At 67.5% G+C, this 17,816-nt stretch carries 14 protein-coding genes; 5 read left to right on the forward strand and 9 right to left on the reverse strand.

Annotation, left to right across the window (positions count from 1 at the left end; translation table 11 throughout):
* Position 1: 1 nt before the first annotated feature.
* The 5 genes from NRG74_RS19035 to NRG74_RS19055 all read right to left on the reverse strand — a co-directional run bounded on the left by NRG74_RS19035 (position 2) and on the right by NRG74_RS19055 (position 6,618).
* Positions 2–2,326, reverse strand: coding sequence for a putative bifunctional diguanylate cyclase/phosphodiesterase (locus NRG74_RS19035; RefSeq protein WP_257705055.1), 2,325 nt, complete (start codon positions 2,324–2,326; stop codon positions 2–4).
* Entirely contained in the window at positions 2,313–3,359 is a 1,047-nt protein-coding gene (locus NRG74_RS19040) for a polyamine ABC transporter substrate-binding protein (RefSeq protein WP_068384726.1), read from the reverse strand. Before NRG74_RS19040 ends, NRG74_RS19035 begins: the two co-directional genes overlap by 14 nt.
* A gap of 153 nt (positions 3,360–3,512) precedes the next feature.
* Entirely contained in the window at positions 3,513–4,142 is a 630-nt protein-coding gene (locus NRG74_RS19045; RefSeq protein WP_257705056.1) for a phosphatase PAP2 family protein, read from the reverse strand.
* 170 nt (positions 4,143–4,312) lie between these two features.
* A complete protein-coding gene (gene metK, locus NRG74_RS19050) occupies positions 4,313–5,503 on the reverse strand; it encodes a methionine adenosyltransferase (protein ID WP_068384733.1) in 1,191 nt (396 codons plus the stop codon).
* A gap of 116 nt (positions 5,504–5,619) precedes the next feature.
* On the reverse strand, positions 5,620–6,618 hold the full coding sequence (locus NRG74_RS19055; RefSeq protein WP_257705057.1) for an ArsR/SmtB family transcription factor: 999 nt from the start codon (positions 6,616–6,618) through the stop codon (positions 5,620–5,622).
* A 214-nt stretch (positions 6,619–6,832) separates the two neighbouring features.
* Here NRG74_RS19055 and NRG74_RS19060 point away from each other — a divergent pair, with 214 nt between their 5' ends.
* The 5 genes from NRG74_RS19060 (at position 6,833) to tkt (ending at position 12,419) form a co-directional block, all read left to right on the forward strand.
* Positions 6,833–7,474, forward strand: coding sequence for a paraquat-inducible protein A (locus NRG74_RS19060; protein WP_017639459.1), 642 nt, complete (start codon positions 6,833–6,835; stop codon positions 7,472–7,474).
* Positions 7,471–8,112, forward strand: coding sequence for a paraquat-inducible protein A (locus NRG74_RS19065; protein WP_437181159.1), 642 nt, complete (start codon positions 7,471–7,473; stop codon positions 8,110–8,112). Before NRG74_RS19060 ends, NRG74_RS19065 begins: the two co-directional genes overlap by 4 nt.
* Positions 8,096–9,742, forward strand: coding sequence for an intermembrane transport protein PqiB (locus tag NRG74_RS19070; RefSeq protein WP_257705058.1), 1,647 nt, complete (start codon positions 8,096–8,098; stop codon positions 9,740–9,742). Before NRG74_RS19065 ends, NRG74_RS19070 begins: the two co-directional genes overlap by 17 nt.
* Entirely contained in the window at positions 9,739–10,338 is a 600-nt protein-coding gene (locus NRG74_RS19075) for a PqiC family protein (RefSeq protein ID WP_257705059.1), read from the forward strand. The genes NRG74_RS19070 and NRG74_RS19075 overlap by 4 nt, the downstream gene beginning before the upstream one ends.
* 83 nt (positions 10,339–10,421) lie before the next feature.
* Positions 10,422–12,419 (forward strand): transketolase, encoded by a 1,998-nt coding sequence (tkt, locus tag NRG74_RS19080; RefSeq protein WP_257705060.1) that lies wholly within the window; start codon positions 10,422–10,424, stop codon positions 12,417–12,419.
* 68 nt (positions 12,420–12,487) lie between these two features.
* Here the strand turns inward: tkt and NRG74_RS19085 are convergent, their stop codons facing one another.
* The 4 genes from NRG74_RS19085 to nrdF all read right to left on the reverse strand — a co-directional run bounded on the left by NRG74_RS19085 (position 12,488) and on the right by nrdF (position 17,816).
* Positions 12,488–14,350 carry a type VI secretion system Vgr family protein gene (locus NRG74_RS19085; RefSeq protein WP_257705061.1) on the reverse strand — a complete coding sequence of 621 codons (1,863 nt, stop codon included), beginning with the start codon at positions 14,348–14,350 and terminating at the stop codon, positions 12,488–12,490.
* Positions 14,351–14,467: 117 nt separating this feature from the next.
* On the reverse strand, positions 14,468–14,974 hold the full coding sequence (locus NRG74_RS19090; protein WP_184289864.1) for a methylated-DNA--[protein]-cysteine S-methyltransferase: 507 nt from the start codon (positions 14,972–14,974) through the stop codon (positions 14,468–14,470).
* Positions 14,974–16,509, reverse strand: a complete 1,536-nt coding sequence (locus tag NRG74_RS19095; RefSeq protein ID WP_257705062.1) for a DNA-3-methyladenine glycosylase 2 — start codon at positions 16,507–16,509, stop codon at positions 14,974–14,976. Before NRG74_RS19095 ends, NRG74_RS19090 begins: the two co-directional genes overlap by 1 nt.
* 326 nt (positions 16,510–16,835) lie before the next feature.
* Complete coding sequence (gene nrdF, locus NRG74_RS19100) at positions 16,836–17,816, reverse strand: class 1b ribonucleoside-diphosphate reductase subunit beta (protein WP_257705063.1); 981 nt, start codon at positions 17,814–17,816, stop codon at positions 16,836–16,838.

Below are 17,816 nucleotides of genomic sequence, written 5' to 3' on the forward strand. Positions count from 1 at the left end.
CCTAGACCCGGCTGGGATCACCTAGCCGTTGGCGCTGCCAGTCGCGCAACTCGTCCAGACGCCGCGGCGGGCAGACCAGAAAGCCCTGCAGCAGATCGCAACCGGCCTGCTGCAGGCACAGCTGCTTGAGCTCGGTATCCACGCCCTCGGCGATGACCTGGGCGTCGCGGGCATGGCAGAAGGCGATGAGCGCATCCAGGCTGGCCTGGTTACCGGGCTGGCTGAGGCGCTCGACGATGAGCCGGTCGAACTTGATGGTGTCGGCGGGATAGTCGGTGACCTGCTGGATGGAGGTGTAGCCGACGCCGAAGTCGTCGATGGCCACGCGAAAGCCCTCGGCGCGCAATTCGTGCAGCAGCCCTAGGGTGCGCTCGTTCAGCTCGGCGGCGAAGGTCTCGGTGAATTCCAGTTCCAGATGGCCCGGATCGACGCCGTGGTGGCGCACCCGCTCGCGCAGATAGGGCACGATGTCGGCCTGATCCAGCTGCGCGGATGACAGGTTGACGGACAGCACCAGGTCGCTGCCCAGTACCTCCTGCAGTGCCGGGTACTCGCGGCAGGCCTGGTCCACGACCCAGCGATCGATCCAGCGGAAATGCCCCTGGCGTTCGGCGATGGGGATGAATTCCGCCGGCGATACCGAACCCAGGCGCGGTGAATTCCAGCGCAGCAGGGTTTCGGCGGAGCGTACCTGGCCGCTGCTGTCGACCGCCGGCATGTAGACGAGGTGGAATTCCTCGTCCGGATTCATTCGCCGCAGGTGCTCGTCCAAAAGATCCTGGCGGCGCTGGCGCGCAGCCAGTTCCGGGGTGAAGTGCACCAGGTGATTGCCGCCTTCGTTCTTGGCTCGTTCCATGGCCAGATCGGCCTGGGCCAGCAGGTCGGCCAGGTCCAGCGGCGCCTCGGGGGTCGCCAGGCCGATGCTCAGGGTCACGGCATAGCGGCGTTCGCCGACCAGGGTGCCGTTGGCGTAGTTCTGCTGCAGTCGCTGGCCCAGGGCGAGGGCCTCGGTCGCTGCTGCCGGACCGCGCAGCAGGACGGCGAATTCATCGCCCGCCAGGCGCGTGAACACCAGTTCGTTGCCTGCTTGATAGGCCTCCAGCAGCTGCTGGGTCTGGCGCGCCACGGCCTGCAGCAGTTCATCGCCCACCTCGTGGCCGAAGCGGTCGTTGACCGACTTGAAATGGTCGAGACCGAAATAGAGCAGGGCGATGCGGCGGCCATCCGGCTTGCCCGCCAGCCAGGATTCGCCCATGAGCTGGAAGTAGCGGCGGTTGCCGATCTGGGTGAGGACGTCGGTGCGCAGGGCCGTGCGCAGTTGCGCCAGAATGGCCAGGTTGTTGTCGTGCAGGCGCTTCATGTTGGCGCCCAGATGGCCGATCTCGCCGGGCTCGTCGCCGGTTTCGAGGGCCTGGCGCTGACCCTCCAGCACCTCGGTGAGCTGGCTGTCCAGGCGGGCGATGGGCCGGGTGATGTAGCGCCGGATCAGCACGATCAACACCAGGATGCAGGCCAGGGTCACCAGCAGGCCACCACTGAAATAGGCGATCGCCAGACGGCGCAGTTCCCCATGCAGATGTTCTGGGTTCGGGGTCAGGCGCACATAGAGATCGGGTGACAGGCGCACGACAGCGGTGAAATCGCTGGTGCGTACGGGCAGCGTCCGGCTGAATTCCAGGGGCGCGCCATAGCTCTGTTCCAGGGTACGGCGCATGGCCTCCATTCGGTCCGGACTGACCGCCAGCTGCAGCGTCATCGCCAGGCCGCGTTGACCTGGCAGGGGCGGTCCGGCCGTGCTCGGCAACAACGAGGTGGTCGCCACCAGCAGCGAGTGGCCCTGTTCGTCTAGCAGATAATCGCGCCGCTCCAGCGGCCCGTTCGCTTCCCGCGCCAGGCGCTCGAGTAGCTGGCGCTGGACGCTGCTCAGCTGGGCGAAGGGATCGCCACTACGCTCGTAATAGTAGGCCAGGCTGAGATCGGGGCGGGCGATGGCCAGGGAGATGCGCGTGGGAGCGTCGTCGCCAGCCAGCTGGCGCACCGCCAGTTGCAACTGGGTGCCCAGGGCTTCGTTGCGATAGGGCACCTCGGTCTGCCGCAGGAAGTTGCCCAGGGCCGCGCTGTTGGACAGGGCATAGAGCAGATTGCGGCTGAAGTGATCGTACTCGCGATAGGTGGTCTCCAACGCCGCCAGATCGTGGTTGACCCGCGAGCGCTCGAGGCCGATCACCGCCTCGCGCTGCACCGTGTAGCCCAGTCCGACCAGGGTCAGGCTGCAGAGCAGGGCGACTGGCAGGATCAGCAGCAGGGCGCGCCTATTGAGATTCATGGTGACCTACCAAAGCGCTGCCGATGCGCTGCCGGGTCTGGAAGGCGTCGGGCGGACCTTCACGGAAGACCTGGCTGCGGGCGATGACGTCGTCGGGGGGGAACAGGCTGGGATCCTCGCGCAGGTCGGCCGGCAGCAGGCGCACGGCACCGGCATTGGGGGTCGCCAGGTGCAGCTCCTCGGTGGCCAGCACGGCATTGCGCGGCTCGTTGAGAAAGTCGATGAAGCGCCAGGCGGCGGCCTGGTGCGGGGAGCTGCTGAGCACCGCCACGCAGTCCATCCACAGCAGGCTGCCTTCGCGGGGCGTGGTGAAATGCCAGGGCTGCCCGGGCGTCGCGGCATTGAGCAGGTGCTGGTCGCCGCTGTAGCCCAGGGCCAGATCGATGCGGTCGCTGTAGGCCGGATTGCGCAGGGCGCTGACCACGTACTGATAGGTCAGCACCGCCGGTGCCTGGGCCTTGAGCAGGGCGAAGCTGCGTCTGAGCAACTCGGGATCGTCGCTGTTGATGGCGGCACCCAGGATGATCAGCGGCGCGACCAGCAGGTCGTCATGGTCTTCGAGCATGGCGATGCGGCCGTGTAGCGCCGGCGCCGGCTGCAGCAGCGGCAGCCAGGACGTGGGCGCCTGGGCCAGGCGGTCGCTGCGATAGAGCAGACCCAGGGTGCCCCAGACATAGGGCACCGCGTAGTCGCCACAACTGTGGCGCCAGCGTGGATCGAGTTCGTTCAGATGGGGCAGGCGCCGGGGATCGATGCGCGTCAGCAGGCCGTCCTGGCCGAGACGCGTGGCGCTGACCTCGTTGATCACCACCAGGTCGAGATCGGCATCGCCGCGCGCCAGGGTGGCGTCGCGCACGTCGCTGCTGTCGAAGTGAATTTCCTGCACGGGGGGATGGGCCTTGGCCCAGCGCTGCAGCAGGGTGTCGCTGAAATAGCCTTCCCAGGTATAGAGCCGCAAGGGCTCGGCAGCCGCCACGGGTGACGCGGGCAGACCGGTAAGCACCAGGCTGCAGAGGAAAAGGCAGTAGCGCATGCGGACGACTCGGCGGCAAGGGCTGACTTCTATAGGAGGGGCCGAAGAGCCCGCACGTTCACCCCAGGAAATTCAGGGCTTCTGCTAGTCTAGGAGGCTTGCCTGTATTCGCCAGCCGCGGCGTCGTCTATTGCATGCGCTTGGCGATGTTCCTCAATTCTGCAAGGGCGCCACCCCGGCGCGCTGATGCGCGCGGGTCCAGGGCTTCTGCTCGTCGGCGAACTTGACCGCCAGCCGTTCCAGCACCCGTTGCGTCGGCGCGTTGGTGCCATGCAGCAACAGCAGGGGCAACAGCAGCAGACTGGCGCCCAGGGCCGCCTGGCGTGGCTTGAGGTTGACCTCCTGGCCACGCAGCAGCCAGAGCAGAGTGCCGCTGGCGGCATAGCCGATGGGCAGGCCGGTCACCACTTCCGAGATCGAGTGATAGCCCAGCACCACCCGCGAGACAGCGATGAGCAGGGCGCACAGCGCGCCCAGGGTGGCTGCGGTCAGCCGTAGCGACGGTCGCGCCCGGCTGGCCAGCAGCCAGCCCAGCACTGGCAGCACGCTGCCCACCAGCATGGAGTGGCCGCTGAATCCGGTGAAATCCAGACGCGGAATGCCCAGGCCCCAGCCGAAGAAGGCGATCTTGGACAGGGCAACGCTGAGGCTGGCAGCACCAAACAGCAGCAGCCAGAGCAGCGCCGCCCGCGCGGACAGGCCAGCTAGGAGCCAAAGCGCGATCAGCACGGCGCAGGGAAGCATCACCGAGGAATCGCCGAAGTTGGTGATGAACAGCCACATGGATAAGCAGACTCCTGGAGAAGACGAGGCATTCTGACCACCGGACGCCCAGAGGTTGCATCGCGCGTGCCAGCCTGTGGACTGGCGCAAGAAAGCGCTGGGATCCCGGTTGCAGACCCAGAAAAAAGCCCCGGCACCGGCGGTGGCGGGGCTCTTTGCCGGGAGGCGTCTTACAGACCGGCAGCGGCGCGCAGGGCAGCGGCGCGATCGGTACGTTCCCAGGTGAAGGTGGTGAAGGTGTCATCGCCCACGGTGATTTCCTGGGGATGGCGACCGAAGTGACCGTAGGCCGCGGTGGCCCGGTACATCGGATGGAGCAGGTCGAGCATGGTGGTGATGGCGTAGGGGCGCAGGTCGAAATGCTCGCGCACCAGCTGCACGATCCGCTCATCGCTGATCTTGGCGGTGCCGAAGGTGTTGATCGAGATGGAGGTGGGCTGGGCCACGCCGATGGCGTAGGACACCTGGATCTCGCAACGCTCGGCCAGGCCGGCGGCGACGATGTTCTTGGCCACGTAGCGACCGGCATAGGCGGCGCTGCGGTCGACCTTGGACGGGTCCTTGCCGGAGAAGGCGCCACCGCCGTGACGGGCCATGCCGCCGTAGCTGTCGACGATGATCTTGCGGCCGGTCAGGCCGCAGTCACCCACCGGGCCGCCAATGATGAACTGGCCGGTCGGGTTGATGTGGAACTGGGTGTCCTTGTGCAGCAGCTCGGCGGGGATGACGTGCTTGACGATCAGCTCCATCACGGCTTCGCGCAGGTCGGCGTACTTGACCTCGGGATTGTGCTGGGTGGACAGCACGATGGCGTCGATGCCGACCACCTTGCCGCCTTCGTAGCGGCAGGTCACCTGGGACTTGGCGTCCGGACGCAGCCAGGGCAGCAGGCCCGACTTGCGTGCCTCGGCCTGACGTTCCACCAGGCGGTGGGAGAAGGTGATGGGCGCGGGCATCAGCACATCGGTCTCGTTGCAGGCATAGCCGAACATCAGGCCCTGGTCGCCGGCGCCCTGGTCTTCCGGCTTGCTGCGATCGACGCCCTGGGCGATGTCCACCGACTGCTTGCCGATGATGTTGACGATGCCGCAGGTGGCGCCGTCGAAGCCCACGTCCGAGCTGTCGTAGCCGATGTCGACGATGACGTCGCGCACCAGTTGCTCCAGGTCGACCCAGGCGGAGGTGGTGACCTCACCGGCGACGATGGCCACACCGGTCTTGACCAGGGTCTCGCAGGCCACGCGGGCGTGCTTGTCCTGGGTGATGATGGCGTCGAGCACGGCATCGGAGATCTGGTCGGCGATCTTGTCCGGATGGCCTTCGGACACGGACTCGGAGGTGAACAGGGAATATTCGCTCATCGAATGGTTCCTAAATTACCAAGGGGTAGGGGCCCGCAGGCCGGTCGAGACAGCAGTTTCCTTGCTGGACATGACGCCCTTGAGCGTCGGGTCCGCCCGCCACTGGCCAGGTGGCCTCATGACGGGGTGTTTCCCTGATCCGGGCGCGCGAACTGGCGCACCTGGATCTGAAAGCCGTTGCGCAGGCCGAGGTAGAGGCTTTCGCCCGCCTGCAGGCCGGCCGCCTGGGCCCAGCGGGCCAGTTCGTCCTGGTCGAAGCCGAGCCAGAGATCGCCACAGGCGGCGCGCGCCCAGGTCTGGTCATGGGGGCAGAGGTCGGTGATCACCAGGCTGCCACCCGGCGCCACGCGGCGGGCCAGCTGCTGCAGGGCCTCCGCCGGTGCAGCCAGATGATGCAGGACCATGTTGAGGACCACGCAGTCGGCCGCTGGCAGCGGCTCGGCGAGGGCGTCGGCCAGCTGCAGTTCGACCTGGGCGAGGCCCTCGCGCTGGCAGCGCTGGCGTGCCAGTTCGAGCATGGCCGGGCTGTTGTCCACCGCCACCACGCGGGCGAAGCGGCGCGCCAGATCCGGCAGGAAGGCGCCGTCGCCGGGGCCCACTTCCAGGGCGCAACCGCGCGGATCCAGGGCCAGGGCGTCCAGCAGGCTGAGCAGGCCGTCGCGATACTGCGGCAGACCGGCGATGAGATCCTGCTGGGCCTGGAATTTTTCCGCCACCCGGGCGAAGAAGTCGCGACTCACCGCGGCGCGCTGTGCATGCACCTCGCCGATCCGTGTCTGCACCGCGCTGGGCAGGGCCAGGGCGTCCACCTCTTCGAGCAGGGCGGCGTGCAGGGCGCCACCCAGGCTGCCCGGGCGGGGCAGGGCGCGGCGATAGAAGATGGCGTTGCCCTCGCGGCGCGTGGCTACCAGTTGGGCCTGGGCCAGCACCTTGAGGTGGTGGCTGATGCCGGACTGGCCGGTGGCGAAGATCTGCGCCAGCTCCAGCACGCCGAAGGAGGCGCTGTGCAGGGCGCGCAGGACGTTCAGGCGCAGGGGATCGCCGCCGGCCTTGCACAGGGCGGCGAGGGTATCTCCTGGTTCTTGGCCGAGCGCCGGCACGCGTAGCGGGGTCATGGGGCGCTAGTCTAGAGACCCGTCCCAGACCTCGCAAGAAAAGCATCAAAAAGTTTTGATGCTTTTCTGGGGCGGCTGGCCGCGCATACCTTCGTCGAGGTAGGTAAGATGCCGGAGCCGTTTGGCCGGCAGTCGTCGCGGCCTTGCGGTAACGACCGCGAAACTCGCGCGTCCAACCTGCAGCCCCCTTCCAGGAGCGTCACCGGGTAGCCCCATGTCCGTCCAGCCACCGTCCCCTTCCGCGCCCGCCACCGGCACGCGCCTGGTGATCTGCGAGCACTGCGATTCGGTGCATCGCCTCGAGCCCCTCGCGGCGGGCGAGCGGGCGCATTGCCTGCGCTGTGGCGCCTTGCTCTATCGCGCCAGCCGCCTGGACATCCAGGGTCTGCTGGCCCTGGCGATCGCCGCCGCGGTGCTGTTCGTGATCGCCAATGTCGGGCCCATCCTGCAGCTCAGCTTTCGCGGCCTGCACAGCGAGGCGACCCTGCTGGAGTCGGTGATCGCAATGAGTCGCGGCTTCGCCGGACCCATGGCGCTGGTGGTGGCCATGACCCTGTTCGTGGTGCCGCTGCTGCAGATCGCGCTGCTGCTCTGGGTCCTCGGCTTCGCCCAGGCCGGTCGCCGGGCCCCCGGTTTCGCCACGGCCATGGTCACCCTGCACTACCTGCGGCCCTGGAGCATGATCGAGGTCTTCGTGCTCGGCGCCCTTGTGGCGGTGATCAAGCTGGCCGGCTTGCTGCACGTGGTGGTGGGCCTGGGCCTGTTCGGCATGGTCGGGCTGATGGTGGTGCTGCTGATCATCGCCAAGCGCGACCTGCATCCGCTGTGGGACGCCGTCGGGGAGCGCGAGCCGTGACCGCGCCCCAGCTGCCACCCCGCGCCGACGAACTTGGCCTCTGCCTGTGCCACGTCTGCGGCAAGGTCTGCACCGCGCCGCGCCACCACAAGGCCGGCTGCCCGCGCTGCGGCTCGGCGCTGCACCGCCGCAAGCCCAATGTCTATGCCAAGACCTGGGCCTACCTGATCGCCGCGCTGATTCTCTATATCCCGGCCAATACCCTGCCGGTGATGTTCACCGGTACCCTGGGGCGCGGCGTGGAGAGCACCATTCTCGAAGGGGTGATCGAATTCTGGGAAGGCGGCTCCTGGGGCGTCGCCCTGGTGATCTTCATCGCCAGCGTGGCGGTGCCCTCCATCAAGTTTCTGGTGCTCGGCACCCTGCTGGTGACCTGCCAGCGCCGCAGCGACTGGGCCACTGCCCAGCGTGCCCGGCTCTATCGCTTCGTCGAGCTGATCGGCTACTGGTCGATGCTCGATGTGATCGTGGTAGCCCTGGTCTCGGCGCTGGTGCACTTCGGTGCCCTGAGTTCGGCGGCGCCGCGCCTGGGTATCGTGTTCTTTGGTTTCGTGGTGGTGCTGACGATGCTCGCCGCGATGAGTTTCGATCCCCGCTTGATCTGGGATGCAGAGGTGAACGATGACGGACAGGCATGAACCCGACGCCCTGGCGCCTACCCCCGAGGTACGCCGCAGTCGCTGGAGCGTATCGCTGATCTGGCTGGTGCCCATCGTGGCGGCCCTGATCGGGCTGTCCATGGTGATCCACAGCTGGGCCTCGCGCGGACCGACCATCACGGTGACCTTTCTCACCGCCGAAGGGCTGGAAGCCGGCAAGACCCAGGTCAAGTACAAGAACGTGGTGATCGGCACCGTCAGCGACATCCAGCTGGCGCCGGATCGCAATCGGGTGATCACCACCATCGAATTGGAAAAGTCCGCCGAGGGCTTCGCCACCAAGGACGCGCGCTTCTGGGTGGTGCGACCGCGCTTCGGCGTCAACGGCGTCTCCGGGGTCGACACCCTGGTGTCGGGCGCCTTCATCGGCGCCGACATCGGCGATTCCACCGAGTCCCATCGCGACTTCCGCGGCCTGGAGCAGCCGCCGGCGCTGATCCACGGCGCCTCGGGCAAGAGATTCATCGTCACTGCCGACGACATCGGCTCCCTGGACGTCGGCTCGCCGGTCTATTACCGGCGCATCCAGGTCGGCCGCGTGGTGTCCTTCCACCTCAACCCGGATGGCAAGGGCGTCAGCGCCCAGATCTTCGTCGATTCGCCCTACGACCGCTTCGTCACCGCCAACAGCCGCTTCTGGAACGCCAGCGGCGTCGATGTCTCGCTCAGCGCCTCCGGACTCAAGCTCAATACCCAGTCGCTGGCCACGGTGGTGGCGGGCGGCATCGCCTTCGTCACCCCGGAATGGCCCAAGGATCCCGAGGCGGCCCAGGAAGACCAGAGTTTCACCCTGTTCGACGACCAGACCAGCGCCCTGGCCCCGCCGGATGGCGAGCCCATCTATGTGCGGATGAGATTCCAGCAGTCGTTGCGTGGCCTCGCCACCGGCGCGCCGGTGGAATTCCTCGGCATGAACGTGGGCCGGGTAGTCTCCCTGACCCCCGACTACGAAGATGCCCAGGATCGCTTCTCGCTGATCGTTGGCGCCGTCATCTATCCCCAGCGGCTGGGTGATGTCGGCAAACGCATCGAGACCAAGGACCGCGATGGCAGGCTGTTCGCTGGCTGGGTGGCCCGTGGCCTGCGTGCCCAGGCCCGTACCGGCAACCTCTTGACCGGACAGCTCTACATTTCCGTCGACTTCGTGCCCAATGCGCCCAAGGTGGCCTTCGATCCCCAGGCCAAGCCGCTGTCGATCCCCACCGTCACCGGCAGCTTTGATCGCCTGCAGGAGCAGATGGCCGGCATCGTCAACAAGATCGACAAGATCCCCTTCGATTCCATCGGCAAGAATCTCGACACCAGCCTGGCGCAGCTCAGCGGCACCCTCAAGCAGCTCAACGCGGGCGTCCTGCCGCAGCTGACCACCACCCTGATGGGCGTGCAGCAACTCACCGGCAGCGCCAGCCAGAGCCTGGGCGCGGATTCCCCGGTGCAGCAGAATCTGACCCAGACCCTCGAAGAGATGCAGCGCATGGCGCGCTCCCTGCGGGTGTTCGGCGACTACCTCGGCCGCCATCCGGAATCCCTGATCCGCGGTCTGGTGACCGATCCGCCGCCCAAGTTCGAACCGGGCTCCCGTGATCCCGCCAAAGGAAAACTGCAATGAAGCGCCTGACCTGCCTGGCTCTGCCCCTGCTGCTGGCTGCCTGTTCGTCCAAGGCGCCGCTCAACTACCACACCCTGACCAGTGCCGCGGAGCCCGCGGCCACTGGTCGCGCTGCCAGCTTTCGCTTCGCCCTGCAGGGCGTCTCGGTGCCGCCGCAGGTGGATCAGCCGCAGCTGGTGATCCGCCAGGGCGAGGGCATCGCCCTGCTGGAAAACGAACGCTGGATCGCCCCCCTGGCCGACGAGGTCCGCAGTGCGCTGTCCGCCGACCTGTCCCAGGACCTGGGCACCCTGGACCTGGGCGATGCCCCCCGTGGCAGCGGCGCACCGGTGCTGCGCATCAAGGTGGACCTGCAGCGCTTCGATTCGCAGCCCGGGCGTGGCGTCCAGCAGGACGCGCTCTGGACCCTGCGCCTGGCCGAGCCCGGGGGCGAGCGGGTGCTCACCTGTGGCAGCCGGATCAGCCAGCCCGCTGGCGGCTCCTATGCCAAGGTCGTCGCGGCGCATCGCCAGGCGCTGAGCGTCCTGGCCAAGCGCATCGAGCCGGTGGCGCGTGCCTTCGTGGCCGACGGCGATACGATCTGCCCGGCAGGCTGAGGCGACCGCGCCGATTGCTGGAAGTGCCCTGGCTGAGCGAAAATGGCCGCCCTTTCGCTCTGCCTCTGCCAGGAGACACCGCAATGCCCAGCCGTCGTGATCGAGCCAACGCCATCCGTGCCCTCAGCATGGATGCCGTGCAAAAGGCCAATAGTGGCCACCCCGGCGCCCCCATGGGTATGGCCGACATCGCCGAAGTGCTTTGGCACGATCAGCTCAAGCACAACCCTGGCAATCCCCAGTGGGCCGACCGTGACCGCTTCGTGCTGTCCAACGGCCACGGCTCCATGCTCATCTATTCGCTGCTGCACCTGTCCGGCTACGACCTGTCCATCGACGACCTGAAGAATTTCCGTCAACTGCACAGCAAGACCCCGGGCCACCCCGAGTACGGCTACGCCCCGGGCATCGAGACCACCACCGGTCCGCTGGGCCAGGGCATCGCCAACGCCGTGGGCTTCGCCCTGGCGGAAAAGGTCATGGCCGCCCAGTTCAACCGTGATGGCCACCAGATCGTCGACCACCATACCTACGCCTTCCTCGGCGATGGCTGCATGATGGAAGGCGTCTCCCACGAGGCCTGCTCTCTGGCCGGCACCCTGGGCCTGTCCAAGCTGATCGCCTTCTACGACGACAACGGCATCTCCATCGATGGCGAGGTCGAAGGCTGGTTCACCGACGACACCCCCAAGCGCTTCGAGAGCTACGGCTGGCAGGTTATCCGCAACGTCGACGGCCATGACGCCGACGAGATCCAGACCGCCCTGGACACCGCGCGCAAGAGCGACAAGCCCACCCTGATCTGCTGCAAGACCGTGATCGGCTACGGCGCGCCGCACAAGCAGGGCAAGGAAGAGTGCCACGGCGCGCCCCTGGGCAACGACGAGATCCAGGCCGCGCGCGAACTGCTCGGCTGGTCCCATGCGCCCTTCGAGATTCCCGCCGACATCTATGCCGAGTGGAGCGCCCGGGAACGCGGCGCCGCCGCCGAGGCCGAGTGGAACGAGCGATTCGCCGCCTACGCCCAGGCCCATCCGCAATTGGCCGCCGAGTTCAAGCGCCGCATGGCCGGTGACCTGCCCGCCGATTTCGCCGAGCGCGCCGCCGCCTTCATCCAGGACGTCGCCAGCAAGGGCGAGACCATCGCCAGCCGCAAGGCCAGCCAGAACGCCCTGCAGTTCTTTGGTCCGCTGCTGCCCGAACTGCTCGGCGGTTCCGCTGACCTGGCCGGCTCCAACCTGACCCTGTGGAAGGGCGCCAAGGGCGTCACCGCCGAAGACGCCAGCGGCAACTATGTCCACTACGGCGTGCGTGAATTCGGTATGAGCGCCATCATGAACGGCGTCGCCCTGCACGGCGGCCTGGTGCCCTACGGCGCCACCTTCCTGATGTTCATGGAATACGCCCGCAACGCGGTGCGTATGTCGGCGCTGATGAAGCAGCGGGTGCTCTATGTCTTCACCCACGACTCCATCGGCCTCGGCGAAGACGGCCCCACCCACCAGCCGGTGGAGCAGCTGGCCTCGCTGCGCTACACCCCCAACCTGGACACCTGGCGTCCGGCCGACGCGGTAGAATCCGCCATCGCCTGGACCGCCGCCCTGGAGCGTCGCGACGGTCCCAGCGCGCTGATCTTCTCGCGCCAGAACCTGACCCACAGCGTGCGTGACGCCGCCACCCTGGGCAACGCCGCCCGTGGTGGCTACGTGCTCAAGGACTGCAACGGCGAACCCGAGCTGATCCTCATCGCCACCGGCTCCGAAGTCGGCCTGGCAGTGCAGGCCCATGATCGCCTGACCGCCGAAGGTCGCCAGGTGCGCGTGGTCTCCATGCCCAGCACCAGCGTCTTCGACCGCCAGAGCCCCGAGTACCGCCAGCAGGTCCTGCCGGTGGAAGTCGGCGCGCGCATCGCCATCGAGGCCGGCATCGCCGACTTCTGGTACAAGTACGTCGGTCTCGACGGTCGTATCATCGGCATGCACACCTACGGCGAATCCGCCCCGGCGGCGGCGCTCTTCGAGCACTTCGGCTTCACCCTGGACAACGTCCTGGCTGTCGCCGGCGAGTTGCTGGAAGACTGAGTGTGCCGCGGTAATACGAAAAGCCCCGCCTAGGCGGGGCTTTTTCATGCCTGACATTCAGCAGGCGCTCAGGGATTCACCCGAATGCTCGGCCCCACCAGGGTGACGCCCCCGGCATCCAGCTGGACGAAACTGCCGCCAGCCTTGAGCGTCAGGCCGGCGCCGGCTTCGAGGACGATCTTCTGTCCGCTTTGCAGCTGGATTTCGCTACCGGCTTCGACGAACAGGCCGCCATCCAGGCGCAGGTGCTGACTCTCGCTGACGTCCAGGTGGTCATCGGCGCGCACCTCGGTGCGGCGTTCGCCATGGGTGATGCGATGCTCTTCGGCGTGGAAGGTGCTGTAGCTGTTGGCGCCGATCCGCTGATGGCGCTCGTGGCCAATCTCGCTGCGGTGGTCATGACCGATACGCTCGTCCCAGTCGCGCTGGGCATGGAGGTGGATTTCCTCCTGGCCCTGGCGATCCTCCAGGCGCAGTTCGTTGTAACCGTTGCCGCCCGGGCTGCTCAGGCTCTTGAAGGTGCTGCGGGTCCTGTCCCGGGGCAGATCGAGCGGTGGACGGTGTTCGGCGTGATGCAGGCAGCCGATCACCAGCGGCTGGTCGGGATCCCCTTCGAGAAAGCCCACCAGCACCTCCATGCCGATCCGCGGCACGCTCAGGGCGCCGCAGCCCGCCCCGGCCCAGCCGCTGGCGACACGCAGCCAGCAGCTGGTGCGCTCATCCGCCTGGCCCTGGCGATCCCAGTGGAATTGCACCTTGACCCGGCCGAGGGCGTCGCAGTGGATCTCCTCGCCGGACGGTCCGGTGACCACGGCGGTCTGGGCACCCAGCAGCCTGGGCCTGGGATGACGCAAGGGCAGGCGGAAGGGCAGCGTCCAGGGCCGGGCGACGAAGGTATTGCGATAGCCCTGGTAGAAGTCCTCAGCGGAGGCCTGGGGCAGGCTTTCTTCCAGCACCTGGGGCTGACGCCCCTGATGGCGGACGTCGGTCAGCAGCCAGAGCTGATTCCAGTCGGCGCGTGGATGCTGCTCCAAGGGCAGGAAATGCCCGCTCGCCAGGCTGGGCTGATCGCTCGCGCCCTGAGCCTGGTGGACGTCGCCTCGCAGCCGCTCCAGCCGGCGAGTGTTGAGGCGCTGGCCGACTGCGCGATCGGTGAAGCGGCCGGGAAAGCCATAGTCTTCCAGCCTGGGCTGGGCCGCAGTTCCCATGCTGCTCTGCAGATGCAGCCGTGGATGCAGCGGGTCGTGATCGCGCAGGAGGCTGGCGCTGCTGCGGATCCGCAGGCCGATCGCCAGGCGGCTGATGACGGGCTCGTCGGCCACCAGACCGCTGCCGGGCCGATAGCGGGTGGCGCCCAACCGCGGAAAGGCGGTGGCGTCATCGCCAAAGACCAGTACATGGCCGTCGCGCCGATGCTGGTGGTGGAAGTGCAGGCCCTCTTCCTCGCAAAGGCGGGTGAGAAAGGCCAGATCACTTTCGCCGTATTGCACGCAGTAGGCGCGCGGTGGATAGCGGGTCGGGCCCAGGGCGAAGCGATAGTCGCCGTCGAGGATGCCGTGCTGCTGGAGCAACTGAGCGAGGATCTCAGGGACGCTGAGCCCCTGGAAGATGCGGGAATTGGTCCGGTGGGCGAGGTAGGCCAGGCGCGGCACCAGTTCGATGCGATAACGGGTCAGGCGGTGGCCGGAATCCCCCTGGGCGACGGCGGCGATCTGACCGTGGACGCCCAGGTCAGCCGGACCGAGGGCGAGAAAGGCTCGACGGTGCAGCAGCGACTCCAGCGGCCAGTCCGGGCGCTCGCTGACCAGTTCGAGCTGGAAGCGGTAGGGCTGGCCGATGGCCTCGCGACCGTCGAAGGCGAACACCTGGAAATCATGGGCGACGCCGTCCAGCGTCAGGGTGAACTGAGGGGTATCGGCTGGGGTGAACATCGGATCGCATCCTTGCGAATCGAAAACGCCCATGTGATCAGCCAGACTGCACGATTTCAAGCTGCAAGAGGTGCATTCTAGAGCGATTTCACAGGCGAATTCTGGCGCAGTAGCGGTCTAGCCCAGGGCGAGGAAATCCTGCTGTCGTGGCAAGGCCCCTTCCAGCTCCAGCAGGAATTGCTTGGTCGGCAGGCCGCCGCCAAAACCGGTCAGGGCGCCGGAAGCCCCTATCACCCGGTGGCAGGGCAGCACTATAGGCAACGGATTGCGCCCGTTGGCGGCGCCCACTGCCCGCATCGCCTGTGGCCGCCCGAGGTGGCCGGCCAGTTGACCGTAGCTCCAGGTCTGGCCGTGAGGAATCTCCGCCAGGGCTTGCCAGACCTCCAGCTGGAAAGGGGTGCCACGCGGCGCCAGGGGCAGCTCGAAGCGCTGGCGCTGGCCGGCGAAATACTCGCCAAGCTGCGTGCAGGCCAGGGCGAGGATCGGATGGTCGGCGGCGACCCAGCTGGCGTCGCGCTTGGCCAGGTAGCGATTCTCGGGAAATTCCACCACGCGCAGGCCGCTGTCGTCGGCGGCCAGGGTGAGAGGGCCGATGGGGCTGTCCAGCAGACAGTAGGCGATCATCAGGGCGACTCCTTGGCGAGACGGGTGGGGACGGGTTCGGCGGGAGTATCGGCGGGTGCCTTCCAGGTGGCTTCGCGCCAGACCTGCATCACCCCGTAGGCGCGCCACGGCCGCCAGGCTTCGGCGCGGGCATACAGCGCCTTGGCGGTGAGGCGCTCGCCAGGCGGCGCCAGGCGTTTCTGCAGCACCAGGTCTTCCACCGGACAGGCATCGGGGTGGGCCAGGGCGCGCAGGGCGATGTACTGGGCGGTCCAGGGGCCGATGCCCTTGAGGGCGATCCAGCGCCGGGTGAAGTCGTCCAGGGTGCGTCCGCTGTCGAAGTCCACCTCGCCGGCGCGCAAGGCCCGGGCCACGGTGCCCAGGGTACCGGCGCGGGCGCGGATCAGGCCGAGGCCGGTGAGGTCTTCCAGGGCGGCCTCGGCCAGGGCCTCCACCGTGGGAAAGAAATGGTGCAGGCCCGCCGGCGGGCGACTGGCCTCGTGGCCGGGCTCGCCCCAGGGACGCCCGAAGCGCTGCACCACCCGGGCGGTCATGGTGGTGGCCGCCACCACGCTGACCTGCTGGCCGATGACGGCGCGTACGGCGATCTCGAAGCCGTCCCAGCCACTGGGCAGGCGTAGGCCCGGCCGGCGCGCCACCAGTTCGGCCAGGGTCGGATCGACGGAAAGGCCCTGGGCGATGGCCTCGGGATCGGCGTCCAGATCGAACATGCGGCGGATGCGTGCCACGGCCGCCTGCAGCTCGCCGGGCGCGGCGCCATGCAATTCCAGGCGCAGCGCCGGCGTGTCGGCATCCCAGGCCGAGACGCGCAGCCAGCCCGGCTGTTCGGGCGTGCCGATCACCCGGGCATAGCTGCTGTCGTCCAGGACCTCGACACCGGGCAGGGCGTGACCGCGGAGAAAATCCAGCTGGGCGGCGAAATCGTAGGGCGGACGATAGGCCAGGCGCAGGACCAATACCGGGGAAGGCGCGGCCTGACCCTTGCGCACCTGGCTGGGGGCCAGGCCGTAGGCGTCGCGAAAGGCGGTATTGAAGCGCCTCAGGCTGCCGAAGCCGGCGGCCAGGGCCACCTCGGTGATCGGCAGCCGGGTCTCGCTGAGCAATTGCTTGGCGAACAGCAGCCGGCGGGTGGTCAGCACCGCCAGGGGCGCGGCGCCCAGACGTTCGACGAACAGCCGGCGCAACTGGCGTTCGCTGAGATCGAGGCGGGCGGCGAGGGCGGGCAGACCGCCTTCCTCCAGGCCCTCGTCCATTAGCCGCAAGGCACGGGCCAGGGTGGCGTCGCCGCGTTGCCAGTGGCCGCCGGCGGGGGAGAGCTCCGGGCGGCACCTCAGGCAGGGGCGATAGCCGGCGGCCTCGGCGGCGGCGGCGCTGGGGTAGTAGCTGACGTTTTCCGGGCGCGGTGGTTGCGCCGGGCACACCGGTCGGCAATAGATGCCGGTGGTGAGCACCGCGGTATAGAACAGACCGTCGAAACGCGGGTCCCGCGCCAGGCGGGCACGTTCGAAGGCGGGAATATCGGGGAAGGCGTTCATGGCGGCAGGTTAGCACCGCCAGGTAGGGGTGACTGGCCGTTTTCGGACAGGACCGCTGAGGTAGAGGGCTATCATGGCCATGGCTACGATGAACCGTAGGTTGGGCTGAGACGGTTCCATCGTCGAAGCCCAACAGTGCGGACGGCGAGGCAAGATCTGTTGGGCTTCGCTGTGCTCAACCCAACCTACCGCAGCCGCGATCAGGAGTCAGCGCCGTAGCCTGGAAAACGGCGCAGCCTTTTCCGCTGGGGGCTTCATCGCCCGGGCCGCCCTCATCCCAACCCTCTCCCAGGGGGAGAGGGGGCTTGCCGGAGCAGCGGGTTGGCTCAGAAATTCCAATCCTCGTCTTCGGTACTCACCGCCTTGCCAATGACATAGGACGAGCCCGAGCCGGAAAAGAAGTCGTGGTTCTCGTCGGCGCTGGGCGACAGGGCGGCGAGGATCGCCGGGCTGACGTCGGTCATGCTGCTGGGGAACAGCGCCTCGAAGCCCAGGTTCATCAGCGCCTTGTTGGCGTTGTAGTGGAGGAATTTCTTCACGTCCTCGCTCCAGCCGACGCTGTCGTAGAGGTCCTCGGTGTAGGCCACCTCGTTGTCGTAGAGGTCCTGCAGGAGTTCGTAGGCGAAGTCCTTGACCTGCTGGCGGCGTTCCGGCGTTTCCTTGGCCAGGGCCTGCTGGAATTTGTAGCCGATGTAGTAGCCGTGCACCGCCTCGTCGCGAATGATCAGGCGGATCAGGTCGGCGGTATTGGTCAGCTTGGCGCGGCTGGACCAGTACATCGGCAGGTAGAAGCCCGAATAGAAGAGGAAGGATTCCAGGAAGACGCTGGCCACCTTGCGCAGCAGCGGGTCCTCGGCGTGGTAGCGCGCGAGGATCAGATCGGCCTTGGTCTGCAGATAGGGATTCTCCTCGCTCCAGCGATAGGCCTCGTCCACGTCCGGCGTCGAGCAGAGGGTGGAGAAGATCGAGCTGTAGGAGCGCGCATGCACCGCTTCCATGAAGCCGATGTTGGCGATCACCGCCTCTTCGTGTGGGGTGACGGCATCGGCCAGCAGGGTCGGGGCGCCCACCGCGTTCTGGATGGTGTCCAGCAGGGTCAGGCCGGTGAAGACGCGAATGGTCAGCTGCTGCTCCTTGGGCGTCAGGGTCGCCCAGGAGGGGATGTCGTTGGACAGCGGGATCTTTTCCGGCAGCCAGAAGTTGCCGGTCAGGCGATTCCACACCTCCAGGTCCTTGTCGTCCTGGATGCGGTTCCAGTTGATGGCGTTGATGCGATTCAGGCGCGGCGCGTTGACGGGTGCGTTCAT

It is taken from the genome of Pseudomonas oryzihabitans (assembly GCF_024652905.1).
In the GTDB taxonomy this organism is placed as follows: domain Bacteria; phylum Pseudomonadota; class Gammaproteobacteria; order Pseudomonadales; family Pseudomonadaceae; genus Chryseomonas; species Chryseomonas benzopyrenica.

What these genes read in the sequence shown, in the direction of transcription:
- NRG74_RS19095 (WP_257705062.1), bottom strand. Translation starts at nt 16,509, where the DNA reads ATGAACGCCTTCCCCGATATTCCCGCCTTCGAACGTGCCCGCCTGGCG.
- NRG74_RS19085 (WP_257705061.1), bottom strand. Translation starts at nt 14,350, where the DNA reads ATGTTCACCCCAGCCGATACCCCTCAGTTCACCCTGACGCTGGACGGC.
- NRG74_RS19035 (WP_257705055.1), bottom strand. Translation starts at nt 2,326, where the DNA reads ATGAATCTCAATAGGCGCGCCCTGCTGCTGATCCTGCCAGTCGCCCTG.
- NRG74_RS19090 (WP_184289864.1), bottom strand. Translation starts at nt 14,974, where the DNA reads ATGATCGCCTACTGTCTGCTGGACAGCCCCATCGGCCCTCTCACCCTG.
- NRG74_RS19075 (WP_257705059.1), top strand. Translation starts at nt 9,739, where the DNA reads ATGAAGCGCCTGACCTGCCTGGCTCTGCCCCTGCTGCTGGCTGCCTGT.
- nrdF (WP_257705063.1), bottom strand. Translation starts at nt 17,816, where the DNA reads ATGAACGCACCCGTCAACGCGCCGCGCCTGAATCGCATCAACGCCATC.
- metK (WP_068384733.1), bottom strand. Translation starts at nt 5,503, where the DNA reads ATGAGCGAATATTCCCTGTTCACCTCCGAGTCCGTGTCCGAAGGCCAT.
- NRG74_RS19070 (WP_257705058.1), top strand. Translation starts at nt 8,096, where the DNA reads ATGACGGACAGGCATGAACCCGACGCCCTGGCGCCTACCCCCGAGGTA.
- NRG74_RS19055 (WP_257705057.1), bottom strand. Translation starts at nt 6,618, where the DNA reads ATGACCCCGCTACGCGTGCCGGCGCTCGGCCAAGAACCAGGAGATACC.
- NRG74_RS19060 (WP_017639459.1), top strand. Translation starts at nt 6,833, where the DNA reads ATGTCCGTCCAGCCACCGTCCCCTTCCGCGCCCGCCACCGGCACGCGC.
- NRG74_RS19040 (WP_068384726.1), bottom strand. Translation starts at nt 3,359, where the DNA reads ATGCGCTACTGCCTTTTCCTCTGCAGCCTGGTGCTTACCGGTCTGCCC.
- NRG74_RS19045 (WP_257705056.1), bottom strand. Translation starts at nt 4,142, where the DNA reads ATGTGGCTGTTCATCACCAACTTCGGCGATTCCTCGGTGATGCTTCCC.
- tkt (WP_257705060.1), top strand. Translation starts at nt 10,422, where the DNA reads ATGCCCAGCCGTCGTGATCGAGCCAACGCCATCCGTGCCCTCAGCATG.